This window comes from Robbsia betulipollinis, assembly GCF_026624755.1.
Lineage (GTDB): Bacteria > Pseudomonadota > Gammaproteobacteria > Burkholderiales > Burkholderiaceae > Robbsia > Robbsia betulipollinis.
The window spans coordinates 1-23,206 of record NZ_JAPMXC010000006.1 but is presented as its reverse complement, the minus strand read 5'-3'; the positions used below and the strand labels follow the sequence as shown (position 1 = coordinate 23,206).

Annotated in this window: 20 protein-coding genes, 2 rRNA genes and 1 pseudogene; 15 read left to right on the top strand and 8 right to left on the bottom strand. The window is 66.3% G+C overall.

From position 1 onward, the window contains the following. Positions 1-111: 111 nt before the first annotated feature. On the bottom strand, positions 112-831 hold the full coding sequence (locus OVY01_RS16180; protein WP_267848605.1) for a pirin family protein: 720 nt from the start codon (positions 829-831) through the stop codon (positions 112-114). 149 nt (positions 832-980) lie between these two features. Here OVY01_RS16180 and OVY01_RS16175 point away from each other — a divergent pair, with 149 nt between their 5' ends. Further along, positions 981-1,928 (top strand): LysR family transcriptional regulator, encoded by a 948-nt coding sequence (locus OVY01_RS16175; protein ID WP_267848604.1) that lies wholly within the window; start codon positions 981-983, stop codon positions 1,926-1,928. Between the two features lie 37 nt (positions 1,929-1,965). Here OVY01_RS16175 and OVY01_RS16170 read toward each other — a convergent pair whose 3' ends face one another. Next, complete coding sequence (locus tag OVY01_RS16170; protein ID WP_267848603.1) at positions 1,966-3,501, bottom strand: amidase; 1,536 nt, start codon at positions 3,499-3,501, stop codon at positions 1,966-1,968. Positions 3,502-3,631: 130 nt separating this feature from the next. Continuing rightward, positions 3,632-3,790 carry a hypothetical protein gene (locus OVY01_RS16165; protein ID WP_267848602.1) on the bottom strand — a complete coding sequence of 53 codons (159 nt, stop codon included), beginning with the start codon at positions 3,788-3,790 and terminating at the stop codon, positions 3,632-3,634. 199 nt (positions 3,791-3,989) lie between these two features. Here OVY01_RS16165 and OVY01_RS16160 point away from each other — a divergent pair, with 199 nt between their 5' ends. From OVY01_RS16160 to OVY01_RS16100, 12 genes and pseudogenes are all read left to right on the top strand, one after another. Beyond that, positions 3,990-4,550: a glycine zipper family protein gene (locus OVY01_RS16160; protein ID WP_432422266.1), complete on the top strand. Its 561-nt coding sequence runs from the start codon at positions 3,990-3,992 to the stop codon at positions 4,548-4,550. Positions 4,551-5,053: 503 nt separating this feature from the next. Then, positions 5,054-7,288: pseudogene (locus OVY01_RS16155) on the top strand (TonB-dependent receptor). Between the two features lie 119 nt (positions 7,289-7,407). Next, entirely contained in the window at positions 7,408-7,743 is a 336-nt protein-coding gene (locus tag OVY01_RS16145; protein WP_267848599.1) for a thioredoxin family protein, read from the top strand. Positions 7,744-7,890: 147 nt separating this feature from the next. After that, positions 7,891-8,472 (top strand): chromate transporter, encoded by a 582-nt coding sequence (locus tag OVY01_RS16140; RefSeq protein WP_432422265.1) that lies wholly within the window; start codon positions 7,891-7,893, stop codon positions 8,470-8,472. Further along, entirely contained in the window at positions 8,469-8,996 is a 528-nt protein-coding gene (locus tag OVY01_RS16135; RefSeq protein WP_267848598.1) for a chromate transporter, read from the top strand. Before OVY01_RS16140 ends, OVY01_RS16135 begins: the two co-directional genes overlap by 4 nt. A 277-nt stretch (positions 8,997-9,273) precedes the next feature. After that, positions 9,274-10,287 carry an ABC transporter ATP-binding protein gene (locus tag OVY01_RS16130; protein ID WP_267848597.1) on the top strand — a complete coding sequence of 338 codons (1,014 nt, stop codon included), beginning with the start codon at positions 9,274-9,276 and terminating at the stop codon, positions 10,285-10,287. Beyond that, a complete protein-coding gene (locus OVY01_RS16125; RefSeq protein WP_267848596.1) occupies positions 10,287-11,405 on the top strand; it encodes an ABC transporter ATP-binding protein in 1,119 nt (372 codons plus the stop codon). The genes OVY01_RS16130 and OVY01_RS16125 overlap by 1 nt, the downstream gene beginning before the upstream one ends. A 175-nt stretch (positions 11,406-11,580) precedes the next feature. Further along, a complete protein-coding gene (locus tag OVY01_RS16120; RefSeq protein WP_267848863.1) occupies positions 11,581-13,107 on the top strand; it encodes an ABC transporter substrate-binding protein in 1,527 nt (508 codons plus the stop codon). A gap of 16 nt (positions 13,108-13,123) precedes the next feature. After that, positions 13,124-14,068 (top strand): ABC transporter permease, encoded by a 945-nt coding sequence (locus OVY01_RS16115; RefSeq protein ID WP_267848595.1) that lies wholly within the window; start codon positions 13,124-13,126, stop codon positions 14,066-14,068. Further along, positions 14,068-14,925, top strand: a complete 858-nt coding sequence (locus OVY01_RS16110) for an ABC transporter permease (RefSeq protein WP_267848594.1) — start codon at positions 14,068-14,070, stop codon at positions 14,923-14,925. Before OVY01_RS16115 ends, OVY01_RS16110 begins: the two co-directional genes overlap by 1 nt. Before the next feature lie 212 nt (positions 14,926-15,137). After that, a complete protein-coding gene (locus OVY01_RS16105; RefSeq protein WP_267848593.1) occupies positions 15,138-15,344 on the top strand; it encodes a hypothetical protein in 207 nt (68 codons plus the stop codon). Further along, positions 15,307-16,413 carry a catalase family protein gene (locus tag OVY01_RS16100; RefSeq protein ID WP_267848592.1) on the top strand — a complete coding sequence of 369 codons (1,107 nt, stop codon included), beginning with the start codon at positions 15,307-15,309 and terminating at the stop codon, positions 16,411-16,413. Before OVY01_RS16105 ends, OVY01_RS16100 begins: the two co-directional genes overlap by 38 nt. 36 nt (positions 16,414-16,449) lie before the next feature. Here the strand turns inward: OVY01_RS16100 and OVY01_RS16095 are convergent, their stop codons facing one another. Continuing rightward, the gene (locus OVY01_RS16095) at positions 16,450-16,905 is read right to left on the bottom strand and encodes a GNAT family N-acetyltransferase (protein ID WP_267848591.1); all 456 of its coding nucleotides are present in this window, start codon (positions 16,903-16,905) and stop codon (positions 16,450-16,452) included. A gap of 37 nt (positions 16,906-16,942) precedes the next feature. Here OVY01_RS16095 and OVY01_RS16090 point away from each other — a divergent pair, with 37 nt between their 5' ends. Beyond that, a complete protein-coding gene (locus tag OVY01_RS16090) occupies positions 16,943-17,563 on the top strand; it encodes a glutathione S-transferase N-terminal domain-containing protein (RefSeq protein WP_267848590.1) in 621 nt (206 codons plus the stop codon). A gap of 45 nt (positions 17,564-17,608) precedes the next feature. On the opposite strand, the gene OVY01_RS16085 is transcribed toward OVY01_RS16090, so the two are convergent. Then, the gene (locus tag OVY01_RS16085; RefSeq protein ID WP_267848589.1) at positions 17,609-18,673 is read right to left on the bottom strand and encodes an SDR family oxidoreductase; all 1,065 of its coding nucleotides are present in this window, start codon (positions 18,671-18,673) and stop codon (positions 17,609-17,611) included. A 549-nt stretch (positions 18,674-19,222) separates the two neighbouring features. Between OVY01_RS16085 and OVY01_RS16080 the strand changes: the two genes are divergently transcribed. Further along, on the top strand, positions 19,223-21,247 hold the full coding sequence (locus tag OVY01_RS16080; RefSeq protein ID WP_267848588.1) for a hypothetical protein: 2,025 nt from the start codon (positions 19,223-19,225) through the stop codon (positions 21,245-21,247). Between the two features lie 93 nt (positions 21,248-21,340). Here the strand turns inward: OVY01_RS16080 and OVY01_RS16075 are convergent, their stop codons facing one another. From OVY01_RS16075 to OVY01_RS16065, 3 genes are all read right to left on the bottom strand, one after another. Further along, the gene (locus OVY01_RS16075; protein ID WP_267848587.1) at positions 21,341-22,486 is read right to left on the bottom strand and encodes a sensor histidine kinase; all 1,146 of its coding nucleotides are present in this window, start codon (positions 22,484-22,486) and stop codon (positions 21,341-21,343) included. A gap of 290 nt (positions 22,487-22,776) precedes the next feature. Further along, positions 22,777-22,889 (bottom strand): 5S ribosomal RNA (gene rrf, locus OVY01_RS16070). 157 nt (positions 22,890-23,046) lie between these two features. After that, positions 23,047-23,206: ribosomal RNA gene (locus tag OVY01_RS16065) — 23S ribosomal RNA — on the bottom strand; the annotation flags it as partial.

The following is a 23,206-nucleotide window of genomic DNA, read 5'->3' as shown; positions in this document are numbered from 1 at the left end:
ACGAGCAGGGAAGGCTGCAAGGGGACGTCGGCCAGATGGACGTCGTCATCGGTCTGACGAGACGACGTCCTCCGCAATGGCCGTGCGACGAATGGGCCAGTACGTCCCGATTTACATCCTCGGCACTTCCTGCGCCCGCATATCGAACACCAGCACTTCCGCGTCATGCCCGTCGGCGAAGCGCAGCGCGCGTTCGTCGCGCACCCGCACGCCGTCGCCCTCTTCCAGCACCTGTCCGTTCAGCGTCACGCCACCGCGCGCCACGTGCACGTAGGCGTAGCGGTTCGCATCCAGCGACACGGTCGCCGTCTCGTCGCCCTCGAACAAACCGGCATAGACCCGCGCGTCCTGATACACCGACAGCGACCCGTCGACGCCGTCCGGCGAGATGATCGTGCGAAAGCGGCCCCGTTTCTCGGCCGGCGCGAAATGCACCTGCTGGTAGCGCGGCGCCACGCCCTTGACGCCCGGCACGATCCAGATCTGCAGGAAATGCACCGGATCGACTTCGGAGGCGTTGTACTCGCTGTGCTTGATGCCGGTCCCCGCGCTCATCATCTGCACGTCCCCGGGGCGGATCACCGAACCCGTGCCCATCGAGTCCTGGTGCGCGAGCGCGCCTTCGAGCACATAGGAGAAGATCTCCATGTCGCGGTGCGGGTGCGCGCCGAAACCCTGCCGCGCGTGCACGCGGTCGTCGTTGATCACGAGCAGATCGGAGAAGCCCTGCTGCTTCGGGTCGTGGTAATGACCGAAGGAGAAGGTGTGACGCGATTTCAACCAGCCGTGATCGGCGAGGCCGCGGTCGTTGGCGTGGCGGATTTCCAGCATGGCTCGGCTCCAAAGGGCAAATTCGTTAGAATCCAGGGATCCCGCGCCATGGCCCGGCAATCCCGATCGTTCAGTATCGGCGATACCGACGCCGCCCGGATTGAATCCTTTGGCCGCCTTCGATCGAAAATATCGATCATGGAAACCGCATGTCGCCCGCCGCCGCCTCTCAAAAACCCCCGCTGCGACTCTCGCTCGACGCCATCGAGATGGTCGATGCGATCGATCGGCATGGTTCGTTCGCGGCGGCCGCCGAGCAATTGCACCGCGTGCCGTCGACGATTTCGTACGCGGTGGGCAAGCTCGAGGAACAACTCGGCATCGCGCTGTTCGAGCGGCGCGGACCCCGCGTCACGCTGACCGCGGCAGGCGCGGAGATGCTGCGCGAGGGCCGCTGGCTGGTGCGCGCGGCAACGGATCTCGAGTCGCGGATGCGCCAGGTCGCCACCGGCTTCGAAGCGGAGCTGCGGCTGGTGCACGACTCGCTGATCCCGCTCAGCGGATTGGTCGACGATATCCGCGATTTCGAGGCGCTGAATTGCGGCACGCGCCTGCGCATCAGCGCGGAGGTCATGTCGGGTGCATGGGAAGCATTGCGCGAGGGGCGTGCCGATATCGCGATCGCGACCGGCGACGGCCCCGCCGGCGGGGGCTACACGGCGATTCCGGTCGGTACGCTGGAATTCGTGTTCTGCGTGGCGCCCGCGCATCCGCTGGCGCGCCTGCCGCGGCCGCTGACGCGCGACGATCTGCTCGACCACACCGCAGTGGTCGTCGCCGACAGCGCGCGCGCGTCGCTGACCCGCACCGCGGGCCTGATGTCCGGGCAGAAACGCATCACGGTGCCGTCGGTGGCGGCGAAGATCGTCTGCCAGCTGGCGGGCCTGGGCCACGGCTTTCTGCCCCGCGCATGCGTCGAGGCGGAACTGCGGCGCGGCACGCTCGTGGAACGGCCGACCGAGGAGCAGCGCGTGGGCGAAACCTTCTGGCTGGCGTGGAAACCGGCGCAGCCCGGCGAGGCGCTGAAATGGTGGCGTACCCGTCTGGCGCGCCCCCTGGTGCCGGCGCTGCTTGACGGGGCGGACTGGCGCGCGTGATACGCCGGCCGTACCGCGATACGTCGCCGTGACCGTATCAGACCGGGAGGCGAACCGTTCCCGCATCGCCGCCGGCAGCGCCGAACGCCGACTGCCGCAACGGCGGATCGGTGACGATCGCGCGCAGCTCGGGCACCGGCAGCGCCAGCTTCGTCAGGTCGGGGCGCGGCCGTCCGAGCAGCGGATCGTCGCGAAAAGCCGTCTCGAATGCCTGCGCGATGTCGAGCAGGCGCGCATCGCCGCGAAACGGGCCGACCATCTGCAATCCGAACGGCATGCCTGCGTGGTCCCGTCCGCAAGGCAGCGACAGCGCCGGGTTCGTCATCAACGTCACAATGTAGGTCAGACTCAGCCAGCGATAATAGTTCGCGAGCGGGCGGCCGTTGATTTCGTTGAGGTACGGGGTCTGCCAGGGAAACGGCGAGATCGGCGAACAGGGCGAAATGATCAGATCGTATTCGTCGAACTGCTGCTGGAACAGCCGGAACAGGCGCGTCTGCTCGGCATGCGCCCAGACCGCGTCCGCGAGCGTCATCGCCTGCCCCATCTCATAATTGGCCCGGGTGTTCGGCCCCAGCGAATTCGGATCGCGCTGGTAGGCTTCATGGAAACCGGCGACGAAGTTCTGCGCCCGGATCACGTCGAAGCAGCGGTCCACCTCCCCCATCTCGAACCCCGTCGGCTCGCAGACCTGGACGACACGCGAGAGGGCGGCGATTTTCTCGCGGAACGTGGCGCGCAACGCGTCGTCCACGTCACAGACGCCGAAATCCTCGGTGAACCCGATGCGCAGGCGGCTCAGGTCGATTTCGCCGGCAAGCAGAAAGGCCGCGGGATCGACGCGCTGCCCGAGCGGATCGCCGCGATCCAGACCGACGCTGGCGGCGAACTGCAGGCGCGTGTCGGCGACATCGCGACCCATCGGCCCGACGACCGAGATCGGCGTCCAGCCCAGCGGCCTGCGCTCGCTGGGCACCAGCCCGGGAGAGGGACGGAACCCGACCACGCCGCACAACGCGGCGGGAATGCGCAGCGAGCCGCCCGTGTCCGAGCCGGTGCACAAGGGCAGCATGTCGGTCGCGAGCGCCGCCGCCGAACCGCCCGACGACCCGCCGGCGTTGCGCATCGGGTCGAAGGGATTGCCGGTCGCGCCCCAGACGACATTGCGCGTGTTCGCGCCCGAGCCCATTTCCGGGACATTGGTCTTCGCGGTGACGATCGCGCCCGCGGCGCGCAGGCGCGCCACCAGCACGTTGTCGGCGGCCGGCACGTTCGCGCGAAACAGCGGCGAACCATACGTGGTCAACAGGCCTTCGGTGGCTTCCAGATCCTTGACGCCCAGCGGCAGCCCGTGCAGCAGGCCGAGCGTGTCGCCACGCATCACCGCCTGTTCCGCGATCCGGGCGCTCGCCCGCGCGCGCACGAAATCCGTCGCCGCGATCGCGTTGACCGCCGGATTGATCGCTTCGATCTGCGCGATGCAGTCGTCGAGCAACGCCACCGGCGAAATCTGCTTGCTGACGATCAGACGCCGCGCGGCAACCGCGGAAAGGGAATGCAATGATGTATTCATGCGTGTCCGTCAGGGAACCCGTGTGGCGGACAGTCGTGCAGACCGACACGCCCGGCTGGTAAACCGCGTACGGCGCGCCGCGTTTCCGTACCGAGTGTCTGGAAAGGGCGCTGCGGCCCCGTTGCGCGATTCACTTTAGAGCAGGGAGGCGAATTTGACAAGCCGGCGCGGCGGCGTGGGAACGCCGCCCGGCTCCCCCCTGCTGCCCTGGCGTGGCGCGCAGGTTCAACGACGCGGCGGTGATGGCGAACACGGTCCGGAAGGCCGGCAGAATGGCTTTTTGGTGCATGATGGATTCTCCAAGTCGAGAAAGAAGAGAACCAGCGCAGTCTGCCGTCGCGCGATGACACGATGATGACGCCCGCGGGAGCGGTGCCGGGGTGTTTACGTGCGTTGGTAACGATGTGTAAACAAGCCGTAATGCAGGCGCCGGTCCGCATCCTTATATTTCCATTAACGCTGTCCGAACCGTCACGGGACCCAATGTCATGAATCTTCATTTGAAGCACGCGTTTTCCGTCAGGGGCCTCGCTTCCGGCATGTTGGCCGCGGCCGTGCTCGCGAGCCTGGCAGGCTGCGCCGTCGCACCGCCCACCGGCCCAAGCGTCGTCGCATTGCCCAACCGGGGCGAGTCGCTGAGCACCTTCCAGCAAAGCGACTACAGCTGCCGGAATTACGCGTACAACAGCATCAACACCTCGGGCGCCTCGCAGGCCGCCACCAACAACGGCATATCGAGCGCGGCGGTGGGCACGCTGGGTGGCGCGGCGGCAGGGGCCCTGCTCGGCGCGGCAGGCGGCAACCCTGGCGCCGGCGCCGCGATCGGCGCGGGTGCCGGGCTGCTGCTCGGCGGCGCGGCCGGTGCCGGCGGCGCGCAGAACTCGTCGGCTGGCCTGCAGGCGCAGTACGACGCGGCCTACGCGCAGTGCATGGCATCGAAGGGCAACACCATCCAGCAGCAGGCGCCCGCGTATGTCGCGCCGGCCCCGGTCTACTATGCACCGCCCCCGCCCGTTTATTACGGGCCGCCGCATCCGTACTGGTGGTAGGCAGGTTTCGCTCCGGCAGGCAGCAGGCCGGGGCATCCCGGGCAGGGTGAGACTTGTCGGCAAGGCGTCGCGACGGCGCAGCCGCCTTCATTACTGCCTACGGGAGTACCGCCAATCCGGTTTTTTTCGCCCTTTCCCTTCCGTCGCCCTGCACGTAGCGCCCCTCCCCTTCGCTTTTCGCAAAGTCCCGCCACCCATCGCCATGCGCATGGCACCGGTCCCGCATTCCATCGGCGCATCGGACCTCGCTCGTCCGTCTATCCGATCACTGGCCGACGCATCGATTCCCACACGCGAAAAAGTGGCTTCTGTGCGCCAGCGCACGAACGTGTCGCGTTTTTGATAATTTTTCCGAATAACGCAATTAATTCTCATTTACCGATATGATTTCATCCTGAAACATTTGGCCAGCCGGGCTTTCGGGGGAATGCCTTGCTATCCGAGGGCAGTGCCCCCGGTCCGTCGCTGGCGCGATCGATTCTTGCTCCCGACCTACGCCATCCATGCCATCCACGAACCGCCTTCGTCACCTGCGCGCGCCCCAGCGACGCCTGTCAAAAATCGCCAGCGCAGTGGCACAGGGCCTGCCGCTTTTTGCCCTCCCGCTTGCCGCCCTGCCGCTCGCCAGCCTTGCATCGAATGCCTATGCCGAGGATACGCCGGCCACGGCGAGTGCGGCGATCAGCCAGGACGGGAGGTTGCCCGGCGTCAGCGTGAAGGCGAACCGGGACGTGCTGCCCGGCGACCCGGCTCCCGCGCTGCCCGGTGGACAGGTCGCCAGCGGCGCGCAGATCGGCGTGCTGGGCCAGCAAAAACTGATCGACGTACCGTTTTCGGTGACCAGCTACACCGCACAAACCATCGCGGATCAGCAGGCCCATACGGTGGCCGACGTGGTGGCGAACGACCCCGCGGTGCGTAGCGCCTATGGGTATGGCACATTCGCCGAAAACTACATCATTCGGGGTTTCGAGGTGTACAGCGACGACATCTCGCTGAACGGCCTGTACGGCATCACGCCGCGACAGCTGGTCGCCACCGAGACGCTGGAGCGCGTGGACATCTTCAAGGGGGCGAACACCTTCGTCAATGGCGCGGCGCCCGGCGGTTCGGGCATCGGCGGCAACATCAATCTGGAAACGAAACGCGCGGACGACACGCCGCTGACACGCGTCACCGTCGAAGGCAGCGCGTCCGGTCAGCTTGGCACGCATATCGACATCGGCCGCCGCTTCGGCGACAACGATCAGTTCGGCATTCGCGTGAACCAGACGGTGGAAAGCGGGGAAACGAGCGTCGACGGCGAACACCGCCGCACCGAGCAGACCTCGGTCGCGCTGGACTATCGCGGCAGCCAATGGCGCGTGAGCGGCGATTTCATCTACCAGAAACAACACGTCTCCGACGGCCGGCCGGTGGTGTACGTCACCGGCGACAGCGTGCCCTCGGTGCCGTCGGCGACCACCAATTACGCGCAGACCTGGACGTACTACGACCTCCAGGACACCGTCGGCATGTTGCGCGCGGAGTACGATCTGACGCCGAACTGGACCGTGTACGCGACGGGCGGCCTGCGCCATACCGACGAACACAGCGATACGGGAGCGCTCACCTACGGCACGGATGGCGCCACGACGGGCTACCGTTTCGGCGTGCCGCTCAAGGAAGACGCCGCGTCGGCCGAAGTCGGCGTGCGCGGCAAGTTCATGACGGGACCGGTCAGCAACGCCGTCAATGTCGGCGTGCTCGTCAACCGGATCGTCACCGACGCGGCGTACGATGGCAGTGCCACTTACGCGACCAGTCTCTACAATACGACGCAAGTGGCACGTCCGGGCGACGCTTACAGTGCGGGGAATTTCGCCTCGCCGGGCACGACCGCACGCACGCTCCTGCGCAGCGTGTCGGTCGCGGACACGTTCGGCTTCTTCCAGGACCGCCTCCTCCTCACCGCCGGCATGCGCCATCAGAGCATCGTCGCCAATGGCTATGCGTATGGTACGGGCGAGCAGGACTCGGCCTACAACGAATCGGCCACCACGCCGATCTTCGGTGCCGTCTAGAATCTGTCGGTGTACGCGAATCGCGCCGAAAGTCTCACCGAGGGTGGCACTGCGCCGAGCACGGCGGCCAACGCGGGGGCGATCCTCGCGCCGTACCGCGCGAAGCAGTACGAGGCCGGGGTGAAGTACGACGCCACGCACTACGGCGCCGCGCTGGCCGTCTATCAGATCAAGCAGCCGGTCGCCTATACCAACAGTCAGACGCTGGAATACGCCACGGACGGCATACAGCGCCACCGCGGCGTGGAGCTGTCGGGTTATGGCGAACCATTGAAAGGGGTGCGCTTGCTGGGTGGCGTGTCCTACATCGATGCGAAGCTGCTCGACACCAGCGGCGGCACGACCGACGGCAACCGGCCGATCGGCGTGCCCGCCTGGACGGCCAATGTCGGCGTCGAATACGACATTCCGCAACTCACGGGCGTCACGCTCACGGCACGCGCGATCTACACCGGCAAGCAGTACCTGGACGAGGCGAACACGCTGCCCGTTGCCGCGTGGACGCGTTTCGACGTAGGCGCGCGCTACAAGATGCAGGTCTACAAGCACGATACCGTTTTCCGTCTGATGGTCACCAACGTCGCGAATCGCGCGTACTGGTCCTCGGCGCTGGGCGGCTACCTCACGCAGGCGTCGCCGCGCACCGCCTGGCTCTCCGTGACGACCGACTTCTAAACGCAGCTTCCGGACGCGGTGCCGTGCGCGGCGCCGCGCACGGCACAGGTCGCCACCGCCTTGTGTGATACTGGCTTTGAACGTGTGTGCAGGAGCGCGCTGCAAAGGAGACCTCATCCATGACGACGACCCAGGACTACCTTACCGGCGCACTGGCGCCCGCCGACGTGCTGGCCCTTCCCGGGCCGACCCTGCTCGAATTCGGCACGGCATGGTGCGGCCACTGTCGCGCGGCCCAAACGCCGCTCGCCGCCGCGCTGGCACCGTACGACGGCCTGCGTCACCTGAAGGTGGAGGATGGCCCGGGCCGGCCGCTGGGCCGTGCCTACCGCGTGAAACTCTGGCCGACGCTCGTTTTCCTGCGCGACGGCCAGGAGGTCGCGCGTCTGGTCAGGCCCGGCGATGCGGACGCGATCCGCCAGGCGCTCGCGCAGATCACGCACGACGCCGGCTAGCCGCCCGCGGCGCAAGCGGGACGCGCGCCGGGCGCCCGCGGGCGTCGCGGGCGTCGCAATCGCAGCGACACTTTCCGCCACAAACCTTTTTGCTCGCGCGCCGGAAAGCGGTACGCTATGCGCCTGATCATGCCGCCGGGCAGCAACATGAAAGATCACGCGTCGCCGCAATCCCCAGGAACGTCGTCACAACTCGCGCCGCCGCCCACGCGCATGCAGCTGTTCACCGGCTTCCTGATGCTCGGCCTGATCTCCTTCGGCGGCGCGCTGCCGCATGCGCGGCGCGTCCTGGTCGAGGAACGGCGCTGGCTGACCCCGGACGAATTCGTCGAACTGCTCGGCCTGTGCCAGTTTCTCCCGGGCGGCAACATCATCAATCTGTCGGTCGCGCTGGGCATGCGTTTTCGCGGCATCGGCGGCGCGCTGGCGGCCCTGCTCGGGCTGATCGCCTGCCCCTCGCTGATCGTCGTGCTGCTCGGCGTCTTCTACGAGCGCACGCAGGACAACCCTTACGTGCGGCACCTGTTCACCGGGCTGGCCGCCGCCGCCGCGGGCCTGCTGGTCGCCATGGCCATCAAGATCGTGCTGCCGCTGCGCAGAAAGCCCGCCGCCATCGCCATCGTCCTGCTCGGCTTCGTCGCGATCGCACTGCTGCGCTGGCCGCTGCTGCCGACGATGCTCGTGCTCACGCCGATCAGCATGTTCCTCGCATGGAGGTCCGCCCGATGATGGACACCCTGCGCGCACTCGCGCTCATCTTTTCGCAATTGTCGCTGCTCGCCTTTGGCGGCGGCAATACGGTGCTGCCGGAAATGCAGCGCCAGGTCGTGGAAGTGCACCACTGGATGACCGCCCGGGAATTCAGCGCGCTGTTCGCGCTCGCCCAGGCGGCGCCCGGGCCGAACATGATGATCGTCACGCTGATCGGCTGGCACGTGGCCGGCCTCGCCGGCCTGCTGGTCACCTCGGTCGCGAAGTTCGGGCCGTCCTCGGTGGTGACGATCGTGGCGCTGCATGCCTGGGACCGTGCGAAGGACCATCCATGGCGCGGTCTCACGCAGCGCGGTCTGCTGCCGGTCACCGCCGGGCTGGTGGCCGCCAGCGCGCTGCTGATCGCCGAGGCGTCGGACCATACATGGATGCCCTGGCTGATCACCGCCGCCTGCGCGCTCTGCGCGAGCCGCACGCGCCTGCACCCCCTGTGGCTGCTGGCCGCCGGCAGCCTGATCGGCCTGAGCGGCATCGGCCAGTAACGGCACGGCCGGTACAGGCACGCCCGTGGGGGCACGTCGGCGTGCCATCACGACCGCCGCCGCGCCGCCCACGCCCCATCCTCGACGGCGGCGCACCCCATTCGAGGGCAGACCTGACTCGCCCGTGCCAACCAGGCACCGAAAAAGTGCGCGCGACCCTGCCCGCGGCACGCTTTGCCTGGCATGTGCCTTGCACTGAAAAAATGGGTGTCGCGCTCGTCGCCAGTACGCAGATTCGCGCCACGTCCTCCACCCCGGCCGCTCACCCTGGATCCCGATGCCCGCTTCCGCCCCAGTCCTGCAAGTCAGCGGGTTCTCGCTACGTTTCTCGAAGTCCGATGTCGGCCCCGCGCTGGTCGACGATGTCTCGTTTTCGGTACGGCGCGGCGAGACGCTCTGCATCGTCGGCGAATCGGGTTGCGGCAAAAGCGTCACATCGCTGGCGCTCATGGGGCTGCTGCCGCGGCCCGCGGCGCGCATCACCGGCGGTCGGGCGATGTTCGACGGCGTCGATCTCTTCGCCCTCCGCCAGCGCGAACTCGCCGACCTGCGCGGCAATCGCCTGGCGATGATCTTCCAGGAACCGATGACCTCGCTCAATCCGGCCTATACGGTGGGGGCGCAGATCGCGGAGTGCGTGTGGCGGCACCGCCGCGCAGGTCAGCGCATAAGCCGGCGCGACGCGCGCGGCGAGGCATTGACGATGCTGCGGCGCGTCGGCATCCCGGCGGCCGACACGCGGCTCGACGCCTATCCGCATCAGTTGTCGGGCGGCATGCGTCAGCGCGTGATGATCGCAATGGCGCTGGCCAACGCGCCGGAACTGTTGATCGCCGACGAGCCGACGACGGCGCTCGACGTGACCATCCAGGCCCAGGTGCTCGGGCTGATCCGCGACATCCAGCGCGACACCGGCACCGCGATGATCCTCATCACGCACGACCTCGGCGTGGTGGCGGAAGTGGCCGACCACGTCGCCGTGATGTATGCCGGACATATCGTCGAATCCGGCCCGGTCGCGACGCTCTTCGACGATCCGCAGCATCCCTACACGATCGGCCTGATGGGCGCGATTCCGTCGCTGGGCAAACGTCGGGGGCCATTGGCGAGCATCCGCGGCGCCGTGCCCGCCCCCGAGCAGATGCCGCGCGGCTGTCGCTTCGCGCCGCGCTGCCCATTCGCCGATGCGCGCTGCATCGTGGAGATTCCGCCGCGCCGCGCGTTCGGCCTCGGCCACGACGCCGCCTGCTGGCGGGCGCCGATCGAACAGCTCGCGCACGCCGCCGCATGATGCGCGACCCTCTGGAAATGCTCGACCCGGACGCCCCCGAGCGGACCGCGCCGATTCTCGAAGCGCGCGAGCTGAGCAAGCACTTCGGCGGCGAACGGCGGCTGCTGGCAGCGCCGACGGCGCGGGTCCATGCGGTCAATGGCGTCTCGCTCGCCGTGCAGGCCGGCGAGACCTTCGCCATCGTCGGCGAGTCCGGCTGCGGCAAATCCACGCTGGGCCGTCTGCTGCTGCGCCTGATCGAATCGAGCGAAGGCCGCGTGCTGTATCGCGGCCGCGACATCACGCATCTGCGCGACGAACCACTGCGCGCGCTGCGCCGCGAGATGCAGCTGATCTTCCAGGACCCGTTCTCGTCGCTGAACCCCAGCATGCGCGTCGGACGCCTGCTCGCCGAGCCGATGCTGCTGCACCGGCTCGCCAGCAAGCGCAGCGCCGCGGCGAAAGTCGCGGAACTGCTGGAAACCGTCGGCCTGCAGGCCGCGCACGCGAACCGCTATCCCCACGAATTCTCCGGCGGCCAGCGCCAGCGCATCGGCATCGCCCGCGCGCTGGCGGGCGAACCGCGGCTGGTTATCGGCGACGAGCCGGTCTCGGCGCTGGACGTCTCGGTGCAGGCGCAGGTGATCAATCTGCTCGAAACGCTGAAACAGCGCCTCGGCCTGACGCTGGTCATCATCGCGCACGATCTCGCGGTGATCCGTCACATGAGCGACCGGGTCGCCGTCATGTATCTCGGGCAGATCGTCGAACTCGCGCCGGTGGAGGCGTTGTACGACATGCCGCTGCACCCGTACACGCAGGCCCTGCTGAAGGCGATTCCGGCCAGCACGCCGCATCTGCGCCATGCCCGGGCGCTGCCGCTGGGCGACTTGCCCGACCCCACGTCCCCGCCCTCCGGATGCCACTTTCACCCGCGCTGTCCGCATGCCCGCCCGATGTGCGCGACCGAAATGCCGCTGCGCCAGACGCTGCCGGGCGGGCGTCAGGTGGCCTGTCACTTCTGGATGGAGATTCAGAACGCGGGCGGTAGCGCGCCGGCCGCCACTGCCGACAACGCGCGGCTCAATGCGCGGTTGGCGCTCTTTCGCGCCCGTCAGGGGAGCGCCACGGATGCGTGATGCGCGCGACGGCCGCCAGCGGCGTTCAAGGGTCGCCTTCCTGTTTGGCGCGGCCTGTGTCCGTGCTCCGCTTTCCTGTGCCCCACTTCTCCGCGCCCCGCTTTGCCGCGCGCCTTTTTCGTCTTTCGGCTTTGCTCCAGGAGTTGCCATGCGCAAGACCCCGTCCGGATTCCCCATGCAGCGTGCGGCGAGCGCTCGTCGCCCCTTCACGGCCGCCGTGCTGAGCGCGGCGCTGCTGTGCGCGGGCAGCGGCACCGCCTTCGGCCAATCGCTGCGTGTCGGCATGCTGGAGGAGGTCGATTCGCTCGATCCGCATCGCGCCAACACCTACGTGTCGCGGCTGGTGTTCGCCTCGCTGTGCGATTCGCTGGTCGATATCTCCGCCGACCTGAAGATCACCCCGAAGCTCGCGCTGTCGTGGGCCACCAGCGCCGACGGCAAGACGCTGACGTTCAAGCTGCGCCCCGGCGTCAAATTCCAGGACGGCGAGCCCTTCGACGCCGCCGCGGTCAAGGCGAACATCGAGCGCGCGATGACGCTGCCCGAGAGCAGCCGCAAGAGCGAACTCGCGTCGGTGCAGCGCGTGGACGTCATCGATCCGCTGACCGTCGCCTTCATCCTGAAAAATCCCGATGCCGCGCTGCTCGCGACACTGACCGACCGCGCCGGCATGATGCTCGCGCCGAAGACCCTCGCCGACACCGGCGGCGTCGCGCGGCATCCGGTCTGCGCCGGCCCCTACCAGTTCGTCGAGCGCGTGCAGAACGATCGCATCGTCCTGTCGAAATTCGCCGGTTATTGGGACAGCGCGCATTACCCGTTGCAGAAGCTGGTTTTCACGCCGATCCCGGACAGCACCGTGCGGCTTGCGAACCTGCGCTCGAACAATCTCGACATGATCGAACGGCTCTCGCCGAACGACGTCGCTTCGGTACGCAAGGATCCGGCATTGCAGCTGGTGGTGGCGAGTGGGCTGGGGTATCGCGGGCTGACGCTCAACGTCGGCAATGGCGCGCGCGCCAACGGGCCGCTCAAAGACGTGCGGGTACGTCAGGCGCTGGCCTTGTCGATCGACCGCGACGTCCTGAACCAGGTGGCCGGGGCCGGTACCTATCCGCCGGCCAACCAGGGCGTCCCGTCCAGCAGCCCCTATCACGACAGGTCGATCGTGACGCCGAAGCGCGATCCCGAAAAAGCCAAGGCCCTGCTCAAGGCCGCCGGGCACGAGCGCGTCGGCCTCGACATGCTGATCGGCAACGACACCAGTTCGGGCCAGATCGGCGAAATGATCCAGGCGATGGCCGCCGAGGCGAACATCGACATCAAGCTGCGCCCGGTCGACAACCCCACGCTGCTGGCCGAAGGCAAGGCGGGACGCTTCGACGTCATGCTGCTCGCCTGGTCGGGGCGTTCCGACCCGGACGGCAATCTGCTGAACATGGCGGCCTGCGGCGGCCCGCTGAACTACGGCCAATACTGCGACAAGGAAGTGGACGCGATGCTGCGCGACGCGCGTCAGAAGAGCGACCCGGCCGCGCGCAAGGCGACCTACGACAAAGCGCAGGAAGCCATGGCGAAGAACGTCGAACCGGTCATCTATCTCTTCTATCAGCAGTACCCCTTCGTGCTGTCGCGCAAGGTTCACGGCTTCGCGCCGTTTCCCGACGGTTTGATCCGTCTGCGCGACGTCAGCCTCAAATAGGACCGGGACCCCCGTTATGCTGAAGGTCATCGCCAGCCGTTTCCTGGTCGCCATACCCACGCTGCTGCTGGTATCGATGCTGGTGTTCGGGCTGCAGAAGATGCTGCCGGGCGACCCGGCGAGCCTGCTCGCGGGAGACGACCAGGACCCTGCCGTGATCGCGCAGTTGCGCGACAAATACCACCTCGACGATCCGGTCCCCGAACAGTACGTGCTGTGGATGAACGGGGTGCTGCACGGCGACCTGGGCGAATCCCTGCGCACCAGCGTGCCGGTGCGCACGCTGATCGCGCAGAAGCTGCCGGTGACGCTGCAACTTGCCGCGATGGCGCTTCTGCTGGCGATGCTGATCGGCATTCCGGCAGGTATCCTGGCCGCCGCCAAAAAAGGCACGTCGCTCGACCATGGCGCGAATCTGTTCGCCCTGTCCGGCATGTCGGTGCCGCATTTCTGGCTGGGCATCCTGATGATCCTGCTGGTTTCGGTACGCTGGCATCTGCTGCCTGCGTCGGGCTATGTCTCCCCGGCGGAGGATTTCTGGCTCAGCCTGAAAACGATGCTGATGCCCTCGCTGGTGCTCGGCACGACGCTGGGCGCGCAACTGATGCGGCACACGCGCTCGGCGATGCTCGGCGTGCTGCGCCAGGACTATATCCGCACCGCGCGCGCCAAGGGCCTGCTCGGCCCGCGCGTGGTCGTCCACCATGGCTTTCGCAATGCGCTGGGGCCGGTGATCACGCTGCTGGCGCTGCTGTTCGGCGAGTTGCTGGGCGGCGCGGTGCTGACCGAACAGATCTTCACGATTCCCGGTTTCGGCAAGCTGGTCGTCGACGCCGTCTTCAGCCGCGACTACGCGGTGGTGCAGGGCGTCGTACTGTGCACCGCCTGCGCCTTCATCCTGGTCAACCTGCTCGCCGATGTGCTGCAGGTGGCGCTCAACCCCCGCCTGCGAGCCCGCTGATGTCGTCCACGCCCATTGCCGCCGCACGAGGCCGCCGCGCATGGCACAAATTCCTGGCGAACCGCGCCGGTGTGGCAGGCGCGGTCATCATCGCGCTGTTCGTGCTCATGGCGGTCTTCGCGCCGTGGCTGGCCCCGCTGGATCCGCTGAAGTCGAGCTTCATGACGGTGCGGCAGGCACCATCGGCGCTGCACTGGCTGGGTACCGATGAACTGGGACGCGACATCCTGTCCCGGCTGCTCTTCGGCGCGCGCGCGTCGCTGATGGCCGGGCTGATCTCGGTCGCCATCGCGATGCTCGCCGGCGTGCCGCTGGGCCTGCTCGCCGGGTATCACGGCCGCCTGATCGACGGCGTGATCAGCCGCTGTACCGACGCGATGCTGGCGGTGCCGTTCCTGATCCTGGCGATCGCGCTGGCCTCCTTTCTGGGCCCGAGCCTGACGAACGCGATGATTGCGATCGGCCTGTCCGCGATGCCGCTGTTCGTGCGCATCACGCGCGCGCAGGCGATCGCGATCAAGTCCGAGGACTATATCGAAAGCGCGCGCGCGATCGGCCTGACCGATGGCGCGATCCTCTGGCGCTACGTGCTGCCCAATGCGCTGCCGCCGGTCATCGTGCAGGCCAGTCTGACGATCGCGATGGCGATCATCGCGGAATCCAGCCTCTCCTTCCTCGGTCTCGGCCAATTGCCGCCCGCGCCGTCGTGGGGTTCGATGCTCAATTCCGCGAAGAATTTCATGGATCAGGCGCCGTGGATGTCGGTCGCGCCCGGCTGCGCGATCTTCGCCGCGGTGCTCGGCTTCAATCTGTTCGGCGACGGGCTGCGCGACGCGCTCGATCCGAAAACGCAGTGAGGGCACCGGGCGGGAGGCAGGCAGGTCACGCGGGAATGACCAACGTGGGCTGGCAGGGCCAAAGTTTCGGATCCGCGGTCAGGCGCGGCGCGCCCTCGCACAGCGCCTGCGCCACCACGATCCAGGCCGCACGGCACCGAATCGTTTCGGCCTGACGAACGGCACGAGCCGCCCGACACGGCATCGCAAACGATCCGAAAAATCAGAGCGGCATGGTGTGGAAATTGCTTGAAATCCATCCTGAAAGGCGCCTGCATCGATCCCCTTTTTCTCGCGACGGAAAAACGGCCGGGCGCAACGATTTCCCGGCTCGCCCCTTGCCGGAAATCGCAAAAAATATCCTTGAAAATCCGCCGCGAGAACCTTACCCCTGGAGTTTCCATGTCTTCTACGCTATCCATCCGGCCTTTGCCCTTTGATCCCGCGTTCGAGCAGATCCCCGACGACGAAGCCGAGACCACCCGCGAGCTGGTGGAAACGATGCATTCGATTATAGAAAAGACCTACGAGGATTCCGGACATGCGATCCGCAGCGTGCATGCCAAGAGCCATGCGTTGATCGAGGGCGAGATCGAGATCCTCGCGGACCTGCCGCCGGAACTGGCGCAAGGCGCGTTCGCGAAGCCGGGCGTATTGCCGGTCGTCATGCGCTTCTCGACGAACCCGGGCGACATCCTCGACGACAAGGTTTCCACGCCGCGCGGCCTCGCGCTGAAGATCATCGGCGTGGAAGGCGCGCGCCTGCCGGGCGCCGAGGATCAGGTCACGCAGGATTTCGTGATGCAGAACGCGGTAGCGTTCACCGCGCCGACGCCGAAAGCCTTTCTGGCGAACCTCAAGCTGCTGGCCAAGACCACCGACAAGATGCCCGGCATGAAGAAGGCGCTGTCGGCCGTCCTGCGCGGTACGGAATCGGTCATCGAGGCATTGGGCGGCGAGAGCGGCAAGATCAAGAGCCTGGGCGGCCATCCGCTGACGAACCTGCTGGGCGAAACGTACAACACGGTCGTGCCCTTCCTGTACGGTCCCTACTACGCGAAGTTGAGCGTCGTGCCGGTGTCGCCGTCGCTGACCGCGCTGACCGACGCGCCGGTGGATCTCGACGACAAGCCGGACGGCCTGCGCGAAGCGACGAACGCCTACTTCGCCACCCACGGCGGCGAATGGGACATCCGCATCCAGCTTGCCACCGACAGCGAGAAAATGCCGATCGAGGACGCGTCCAAGAAATGGCCGGAAGACGAGAGCCCGTATGTCACCGTGGCACGCGTCAGGGTGACGGCGCAGCCGGCATGGACCAAGGCGCGCGCGGTCGCCGTCGACGACGGCCTGGCGTTCAGCCCGTGGCATGGCCTGGCCGCGCATCGCCCGTTGGGCGGCGTGATGCGTTCGCGCAAGCCGGCCTACGAAATGTCCTCGGGCTTCCGCGCCCAGCACAGCGGCTGCCCGATGCACGAGCCGCGGTCGCAGGAAAAACTGCCCGTGTAGGAATGCGCGCTCCCGGCCCGGAATGGACGGATGCGTTCAAGCCGAGAGGTCGCGCTCCATGAACACGCTCAGCGGGTCCGGAAGATAGTCGGCGAACGGCGCGCGGACGGTGAAGCCGGCCCTGGCGTACAGGGTCAGCGCCGCATGGCTGTCCACCCCTGTTTCCAGCCGCAGCCAGCGCACGCCCCGCGCGCGCGCCGCCGTCATCAGCGACGTCAGCATCGCGCGGGAAACGCCCCGGCAGCGAGCGGGAGGCTCGACCCACATGCGCTTGAGCTCCGCCCAGTCGCCCCGAATCACCACCGCGCCCGTCGCCAGCGCGGTCCCTTGCGGATCTCGCGCGACCTGGAACAGGACATCGGGCGACTGCAGGTCCGCCGCGCTGACGTGATGATTGCTCTCCGCCGGATAGAGTCTGGCGGACTCCTCCTCGCCGTGCCGCAGCAATGTCAGCACGTCCGCCTGCGTCGGATCTTCGAACGCTATCCTCATGAAAGTCCCCCATGCAAGTTTTTAAGGAATAGGTGCCATGCAACTGATGTATTCCGCGACGTCCCCCTACGTGCGCAAGGTCATGATCGTCGCCCAGGAGCTTGGCCTGCTGCCGCGCATCGAACGGCTCCCCTGCGCGGCAAGTCCGGTACAGCTGGACACCGCGCTGGCAGCGGTGAATCCGCTCGCCAAGGTGCCGGCATTGGTCCTCGACGACGGCACCGTGTTGTTCGACTCCCCCGTGATCTGCGAATATCTGGCCTCGCTGCAGACCGGCCAGGCGATCTTCCCGGAAAACGGCCCGGCGCGCTGGCGTGCGCTGCGCGACCAGGCGCTTGGCGATGGCATTCTCGACGCGGCGCTGCTGGTACGCTACGAATCGATGGTCCGCCCCGAGATGTATCGCTGGGACGAGTGGCGCACCGGACAGATGGCAAAGATAACCCGCACGCTCGACCTGCTCGAAACCGAGGCAGCGGGCTATGACGAGCGCGCCGATATCGGCACGATCGCTCTGGCCTGCGCGCTTTCCTATCTCGATTTCCGTTACGCGGATCTCGGCTGGCGCGATGGCCGCACGCAACTCGCCGGGTGGTTCGCGACCTTCTGGCAGCGGGAACCGGTACAGGCGGTCATGAAGATTCAGGCATCCGCCTGAGCCCTCGCCCGCGGTGAGCGACGGCCACGCTGCAACGCGTACGCGTTACGGAATCAGCCGTTCCGCCCGCAGCCGGGTGAACAACTCGAGAAACGACGCGCGGCTGTCATGAAACCCGAGGAAGCCGCGTTCGCGGCTTTTCGTCATGTCGTTGACGCATTCGATCTCGCGACCGAGATCGGCATCGGTGTGCCACCACGACGCGAGCTTGTCGACATCGGCTTCCACCAGGCCGTGGTCCGCGGCGATCTCCCGCCACTGCGCCGGTGCCACGTCCTTGAGGCGTGCCTCGAGCGGCATCGGCGTGCCGGGGTGAGGCGCCGGTTCCAGATCGAAGAACGCGGCGATCTCGCCCCACATCCAGCGCCACCGAAACACGTCGCCATTGACGGTATTGAACGCCTCGTTGCGTGCCGCCGGCGACAGCGCCGCCCATTCGAGTTGACGCCCCAGCAGACCGGCATCGGTCAGGTCCGTCAGCGCATCCCATTGCGTGCGCGAACCCGGGAACACGAAGGGCTGCCCGGTCGCCTTGCAGATCGAGGCGTAGACGGCCAGCGTCACGCCCATGTTCATCGCGTTGGTTCCCTTCGCCTTGCCGATCATCGTATGCGAGCGGTGCACGCTCCATGTGAAATCGTGCTGCCGGGCGGCCGCGAACAGAATGTCTTCGAGCGTGTAGTAGAAATTCTCGCCCGGCTGCCGCGGTTCGCTCTCGCGAAACGGCGTTTCGGCCCTGCCGCTGCCGTAGTTCTCGAACGAGCCGAGATAGTGTTTGGTGCCCGTCACCAGCGCGACGTGCTGCAATGGCGCATCGGTGAGTGCATCGCACAGATTGCGCATCATCGCGCCATTCGCTTCGACGTTTTCCTTCTCGGTCGCGCGGCGCGTCCAGGTGCAGAAGAACACGTGCGTGATCGGCAGCCCGTGCAGCGCCTTTTGCATCGATGCCGCATCGAGCAGATCGCCGGCCACCGGAATCACGCCTTCCTGCGCAACCGGCTGGCGCGCCAGACCATATACGGTCCAGCCGCTGGCGACCAGCACGTTCGCGAGATTGTGACCGGAGATGCCGGTGACGCCGGCGATGAGTGCGATACCTTTTTGCATGGGGAATCCTGGTGAAGGGGCCCTTCCCCGGCACGGCGGCAGACAGCGTGGCACGCCTGACGGCGGCAGGCCCGATAACGAAAACAGTGCACAAAGTGTAACGCGCCTGGCAATACGGTGCATGCGCACCACAGGCCACATCTCCCGTCTCGGCCCGCGCTCACCGCCTGCTCGCCCCCTCTCGTCCGGATCGGCGGAGCCCACGTGCTACCGGACAGCAGCGTGGTGTCCTATGCGGCCACGCCGGGTTACGAGACGTATCGGGGCATGGGGTGGTTCGGCGTGGTGGTGCAGACGCCGGCCGCGTAGCACGGCTGCCGCAGGCACGGGCACGCCGACCGCACGCATTTTCACGTGGACATGGGGTTTCATCGGGTTCGCCGCGGAGGTGCCCGGTAGGGTTCTCCGGCTGACGGGCCCGTCGGACTGGCTTCCCGATATGACGAGAACCAGCCGGGCACGCCGGTTACTGATGCCTGAGTCCGTGCCGCCCCACAGGTACGCAACAACGCCTGTGGCCCACGCATATTCCATCGAGCCCCGAACACAATGCGTGCTCTCACCTTCGGCGCCAAGGTCGATCTGATCTCCGATGGCCTCGCGCTCAACGCGCTGAATGGATCCGGCAAACTGAATCGCCTGCTCGACAAGGTCACGAAATCCCGCGTCAATCGGGAAGTGATCGCACAGCGGGTATGGCATACCGCCCTCGACCTGCTGCAGGACGTGCCGATCGCCGCAAAGAGTCTGGGCGAGCGCAGCGCGGCGCTGGTGCCGTTGCTGACGACGGCATTGATCAAGGGCAACCAGGAAGAAATGCACCAGGCCATCACCGAGCTGATTCGCATCGGCATGGACGGGGCACTCGGGGTGGATGCACACGGGGAAGCCCCGTCCGGTGTCAAACACGCGTTGGCGCATGTCCTGGGAGACGCAGCGGCGGCAATCAGTACCAAATTGGCGGACAGCTATCTCGGCGCGCATGCCGGTGAGAAAATCCTCGCCACGATGGTTGCACGACATGGTTGGGCACCCATAAAAACCCGTCTGAAGCAGGCATTGGGCACCACCTTCGGCAAAGGCTTTCTGATCCGGCAGATAAAGGGCGTGCTCGACCCTGCCGTGATCAAAAAACCGGGCATGAATCAGGAGGCGTCCCCGGAGTATCGTCTCCTTGCGGACCTTGCACACATCGGCGTCACGGGTGGCAGCCGTGACGCCATGCTGGCGCGCTTGCAGGACTATGTACCGAAGTCGTTCGCGGCCGTGCAACTGGCCAGCGCTGGCTGGCAAGCGACGCAAGCGCTTGCCGGAACCGTCGCTGCGGGCATCGACCAGGCGCGCGCGACGGTCAACGATACCGCGCATATGGTCAAGGAAGCGGTGCCCACGCTGCTCCACACCATCCAGACCAAGACAGGAATAGGCCTCCAGCCCCGGATGCTGGACGAGGCCTATGCGGCAAACGCGCATGCCGCGCGCGCGGGCGTCGCGGCGTCATCCGCCAGCGTGTCCTTTCCCGTGGATGTCCAGGACCGGCAGATTGCGGATGCCTACCTTACGCAACTGGTCGTCGCACGCGCCGCGGACGATCCGGCATCGGGCACGACGCGTCCCGAACGCGCCGACGCGTCCACGACGGCGGCGATGGCGATGGCGGCGGCACAGGTCAGGCTCGGTTTGCGCGAGATCGCGCAGGAAACACCGCAACGTTTCGATGAAACCCAACGACTGCTGGACACGCTGAGTCCGCAACAGATCGCCCCGCTCGGCGAGCGCAGCGACATCGCCGTCGTCAAGATGCTGACGGGGCAGCTCACCCAAATCGAGGCCAACAGTCATCGCTGGTTGGCAAATGACGTCGCACTGAATCGCGCGATCGAAGACGGATTGGCGCAATTGCCTGGCGACACCACTTTCCTGGGCAATTACCAGGTCGGCAGCGCTTTCGCCATGCAGCACAACGCGCTGGATCTGTCGTTACCGGCCAGCGAATATGGCTATGCCGATGCGGCGTGGAACGGCGGCATGGCCGCCATGAACACCGGCTGGGGCATGCTCGGCTTCAGGACCGACACTTTATCGGCCGATAGCAGTGCACTTCTGACACAGCTCTACAATACCTGCGGACGCGACGAAGGCATCATGCAGGAAGCCACCCGCTATCTCGACGTCCCAGGCACGCATTCCGCGATGGCCGCCGCCGTGCTTGCGCGATTTGCCACGCCGCAAACCGGGCCGCCGCTGATCGGTACCGGCGAAGGCTTCGTGCAGCTTGCCGGCAGGGAACCCCAAACCCGGTTCAAGATGACGCACGACGCCAGCATGGTGACGTTGTCGGTGGAAGCCCGCTGGCCGGTTGTCGCCTTCGGCCCGGCACCCGACGCGATGCGCGTGCCCGCGGGCCAGGCAAATAAAAGCGCGATGACCACGGCCAGCGCCGTCACGATTCGTCGCTTGCCGGATGGCAGGGGTTTGAGCGTACATCATGTCGCCATGGGCACGGCGATCAGGATCGCCAATACGATCGACTTCGATGCGGGCAGCGGCCGCCTTGCCACACCGTCGACGTAGACCGGCGATGGCGTGCGCCTCGGCGCTGCGCTCCGCGCACTGGTCGACTCCCGGCCCGCTCGAACACATGCGCGGGATCCGGAATGAATCGTCTCAATGCGGACCATTGTCGCGTACCGCATAGCGCGGCAGGCTGATGGTGAACACGCAACCCACCCCGGGAAGGTCACGCACCGTCAGATCGCCGCCGCTGGCTTCCACGCTGCGCTGTGCGATCGACAACCCCAACCCGAGTCCCGTGCGATTCGCGCCATGTTGGTGAAAGGGCTTGAACAGGGTCTCGGCCATGCCCGCCGGCAGCCCCCCGCAATGGTCCTTTACGTCGATCAGAATGTGATCACCCGACGCGTAGGCATCCAGGCGGACCTGCGTGTGGTTCTCGGTGAACTTGAAAGCGTTCTGCAGCAGGTTGACCAGCGCCGCGAACAGGAGGTCACGGTTGGCGGCCACCGCAAGTTCCGCATCGACGTCCGATACGGCCAGAGCGCAGCCTCGGACCCGCGAGGCGAGACCGGCGTTTTCCTTCACCTCACCGATGAAGTCGGCAAGCGAGAATGTCTGACGCGCGTTCGCCTGGCCTTCGTCCGAGCGGACTTCCGCGAGGGTCTGGTCGACGAGAAGACCCAGCCTGGCGAGGCTGCGCCCCAGGACCGCACCCGTTGCCCCGGACAACGTCAAATTGCCCAACTTCAGAGCGGAGAAAGCCAGGGTCGCGGATTGCAGGAAGTTGCGTAACTCATGCGAGAAGAACCCAAGCCGCTCGTTGATGGCGCGCTCATGCTGGGCGGTGGATGCAGCGTCTCGCTGGTAGCTGAATTCCGTGACCGCATCGGCGATGGCGTTGTCCAGGCAGCGGTTGAGCGTGCGGAATTCGTCCATTTCGAACGGCGCATCGCGCTCCACGGCCAAATCCGTGATCGACTGGCACAAATCCCCGTAGTCGTGAACGACCTGGTCGACGGTAAATCCCAGCTCCAGAAGCTGCTTGCCATGTTGCGCGGCCGAAATGCCGATCGCGGACAGTGCCGCCGCGCCGCTGACCGGCCCGGAAACCTGTCGGCTGTCCATGGGATCGGCGGTTTGCTCGATCTTCAGCGTCTGGATCAACTGTTCAATAAAAAGCGGAATGCCGTTTTGCAACTGCGCGTCGGAAGCGTCGCGAGCAGGCCGCGAGGCTACCTTCACCCGGCACCGGCGAATCAGATCTTCGCGATTGTTCGAAAGGAAATTGTGCAACATGGCGCGATCTCTCGTTCGAGCGCTGCGCTTGGCTAACCGATTGTCGGTTTCGATGCGAGGCTGCGCGTGCGGCCTGATCGATGCGTATGTTCACAGATCTTTCCAATCTACTCTCTTATCGACGCCAGGGGCATGCATGTTGCCGACATCATGATGGTATTTCCGATGACCACGATGGCGACCTACACCGGCCGGGATCTGCCCCATTGTCCGAATCTGCTCGCAAACGACGCGCGCAAACGCAAACGCCCCGCCTTTTAAGGGGCGGGGCGTTTGGTACGGCTTAGGGAGCCTGACGATTACCTACTTTCACACGGGAACCCGCACTATCATTGGCGTGGAGTCGTTTCACGGTCCTGTTCGGGATGGGAAGGGGTGGGACCGACTCGCTATGGTCATCAGGCAAAGAGGGGTGTGGCGCGCGCGGTGCAGCGGTGCGGCGTCACGAATCTGGGAAGAAGTTCAATCTGGGGTGCGAGTGTATCGGCACACGACCGATGCTGCATAACCTGCACACGTTGGCTGCGGTATTGCACGCAGTCTTAAAACGTACTGGTTATAGGATCAAGCCTCACGGGCAATTAGTACTGGTTAGCTTAACGCATTACTGCGCTTCCACACCCAGCCTATCAACGTCCTGGTCTCGAACGACCCTTCAGGGGAATCAAGTTCCCAGGGATATCTCATCTCAAGGCGAGTTTCCCGCTTAGATGCTTTCAG

Excerpts from the sequence above, each read along its gene's own strand:
- OVY01_RS16140 (WP_432422265.1), top strand. The coding sequence starts at position 7,891 with ATGAAAGATCACGCGTCGCCGCAATCCCCAGGAACGTCGTCACAACTC.
- OVY01_RS16095 (WP_267848591.1), bottom strand. The coding sequence starts at position 16,905 with ATGAGGATAGCGTTCGAAGATCCGACGCAGGCGGACGTGCTGACATTG.
- OVY01_RS16090 (WP_267848590.1), top strand. The coding sequence starts at position 16,943 with ATGCAACTGATGTATTCCGCGACGTCCCCCTACGTGCGCAAGGTCATG.
- OVY01_RS16130 (WP_267848597.1), top strand. The coding sequence starts at position 9,274 with ATGCCCGCTTCCGCCCCAGTCCTGCAAGTCAGCGGGTTCTCGCTACGT.
- OVY01_RS16085 (WP_267848589.1), bottom strand. The coding sequence starts at position 18,673 with ATGCAAAAAGGTATCGCACTCATCGCCGGCGTCACCGGCATCTCCGGT.
- OVY01_RS16080 (WP_267848588.1), top strand. The coding sequence starts at position 19,223 with ATGCGTGCTCTCACCTTCGGCGCCAAGGTCGATCTGATCTCCGATGGC.
- OVY01_RS16145 (WP_267848599.1), top strand. The coding sequence starts at position 7,408 with ATGACGACGACCCAGGACTACCTTACCGGCGCACTGGCGCCCGCCGAC.
- OVY01_RS16180 (WP_267848605.1), bottom strand. The coding sequence starts at position 831 with ATGCTGGAAATCCGCCACGCCAACGACCGCGGCCTCGCCGATCACGGC.
- OVY01_RS16165 (WP_267848602.1), bottom strand. The coding sequence starts at position 3,790 with ATGCACCAAAAAGCCATTCTGCCGGCCTTCCGGACCGTGTTCGCCATC.
- OVY01_RS16100 (WP_267848592.1), top strand. The coding sequence starts at position 15,307 with ATGTCTTCTACGCTATCCATCCGGCCTTTGCCCTTTGATCCCGCGTTC.
- OVY01_RS16110 (WP_267848594.1), top strand. The coding sequence starts at position 14,068 with ATGTCGTCCACGCCCATTGCCGCCGCACGAGGCCGCCGCGCATGGCAC.
- OVY01_RS16115 (WP_267848595.1), top strand. The coding sequence starts at position 13,124 with ATGCTGAAGGTCATCGCCAGCCGTTTCCTGGTCGCCATACCCACGCTG.
- OVY01_RS16170 (WP_267848603.1), bottom strand. The coding sequence starts at position 3,501 with ATGAATACATCATTGCATTCCCTTTCCGCGGTTGCCGCGCGGCGTCTG.
- OVY01_RS16135 (WP_267848598.1), top strand. The coding sequence starts at position 8,469 with ATGATGGACACCCTGCGCGCACTCGCGCTCATCTTTTCGCAATTGTCG.
- OVY01_RS16105 (WP_267848593.1), top strand. The coding sequence starts at position 15,138 with ATGGTGTGGAAATTGCTTGAAATCCATCCTGAAAGGCGCCTGCATCGA.
- OVY01_RS16125 (WP_267848596.1), top strand. The coding sequence starts at position 10,287 with ATGCGCGACCCTCTGGAAATGCTCGACCCGGACGCCCCCGAGCGGACC.
- OVY01_RS16175 (WP_267848604.1), top strand. The coding sequence starts at position 981 with ATGTCGCCCGCCGCCGCCTCTCAAAAACCCCCGCTGCGACTCTCGCTC.
- OVY01_RS16160 (WP_432422266.1), top strand. The coding sequence starts at position 3,990 with ATGAATCTTCATTTGAAGCACGCGTTTTCCGTCAGGGGCCTCGCTTCC.
- OVY01_RS16120 (WP_267848863.1), top strand. The coding sequence starts at position 11,581 with ATGCAGCGTGCGGCGAGCGCTCGTCGCCCCTTCACGGCCGCCGTGCTG.
- OVY01_RS16075 (WP_267848587.1), bottom strand. The coding sequence starts at position 22,486 with ATGTTGCACAATTTCCTTTCGAACAATCGCGAAGATCTGATTCGCCGG.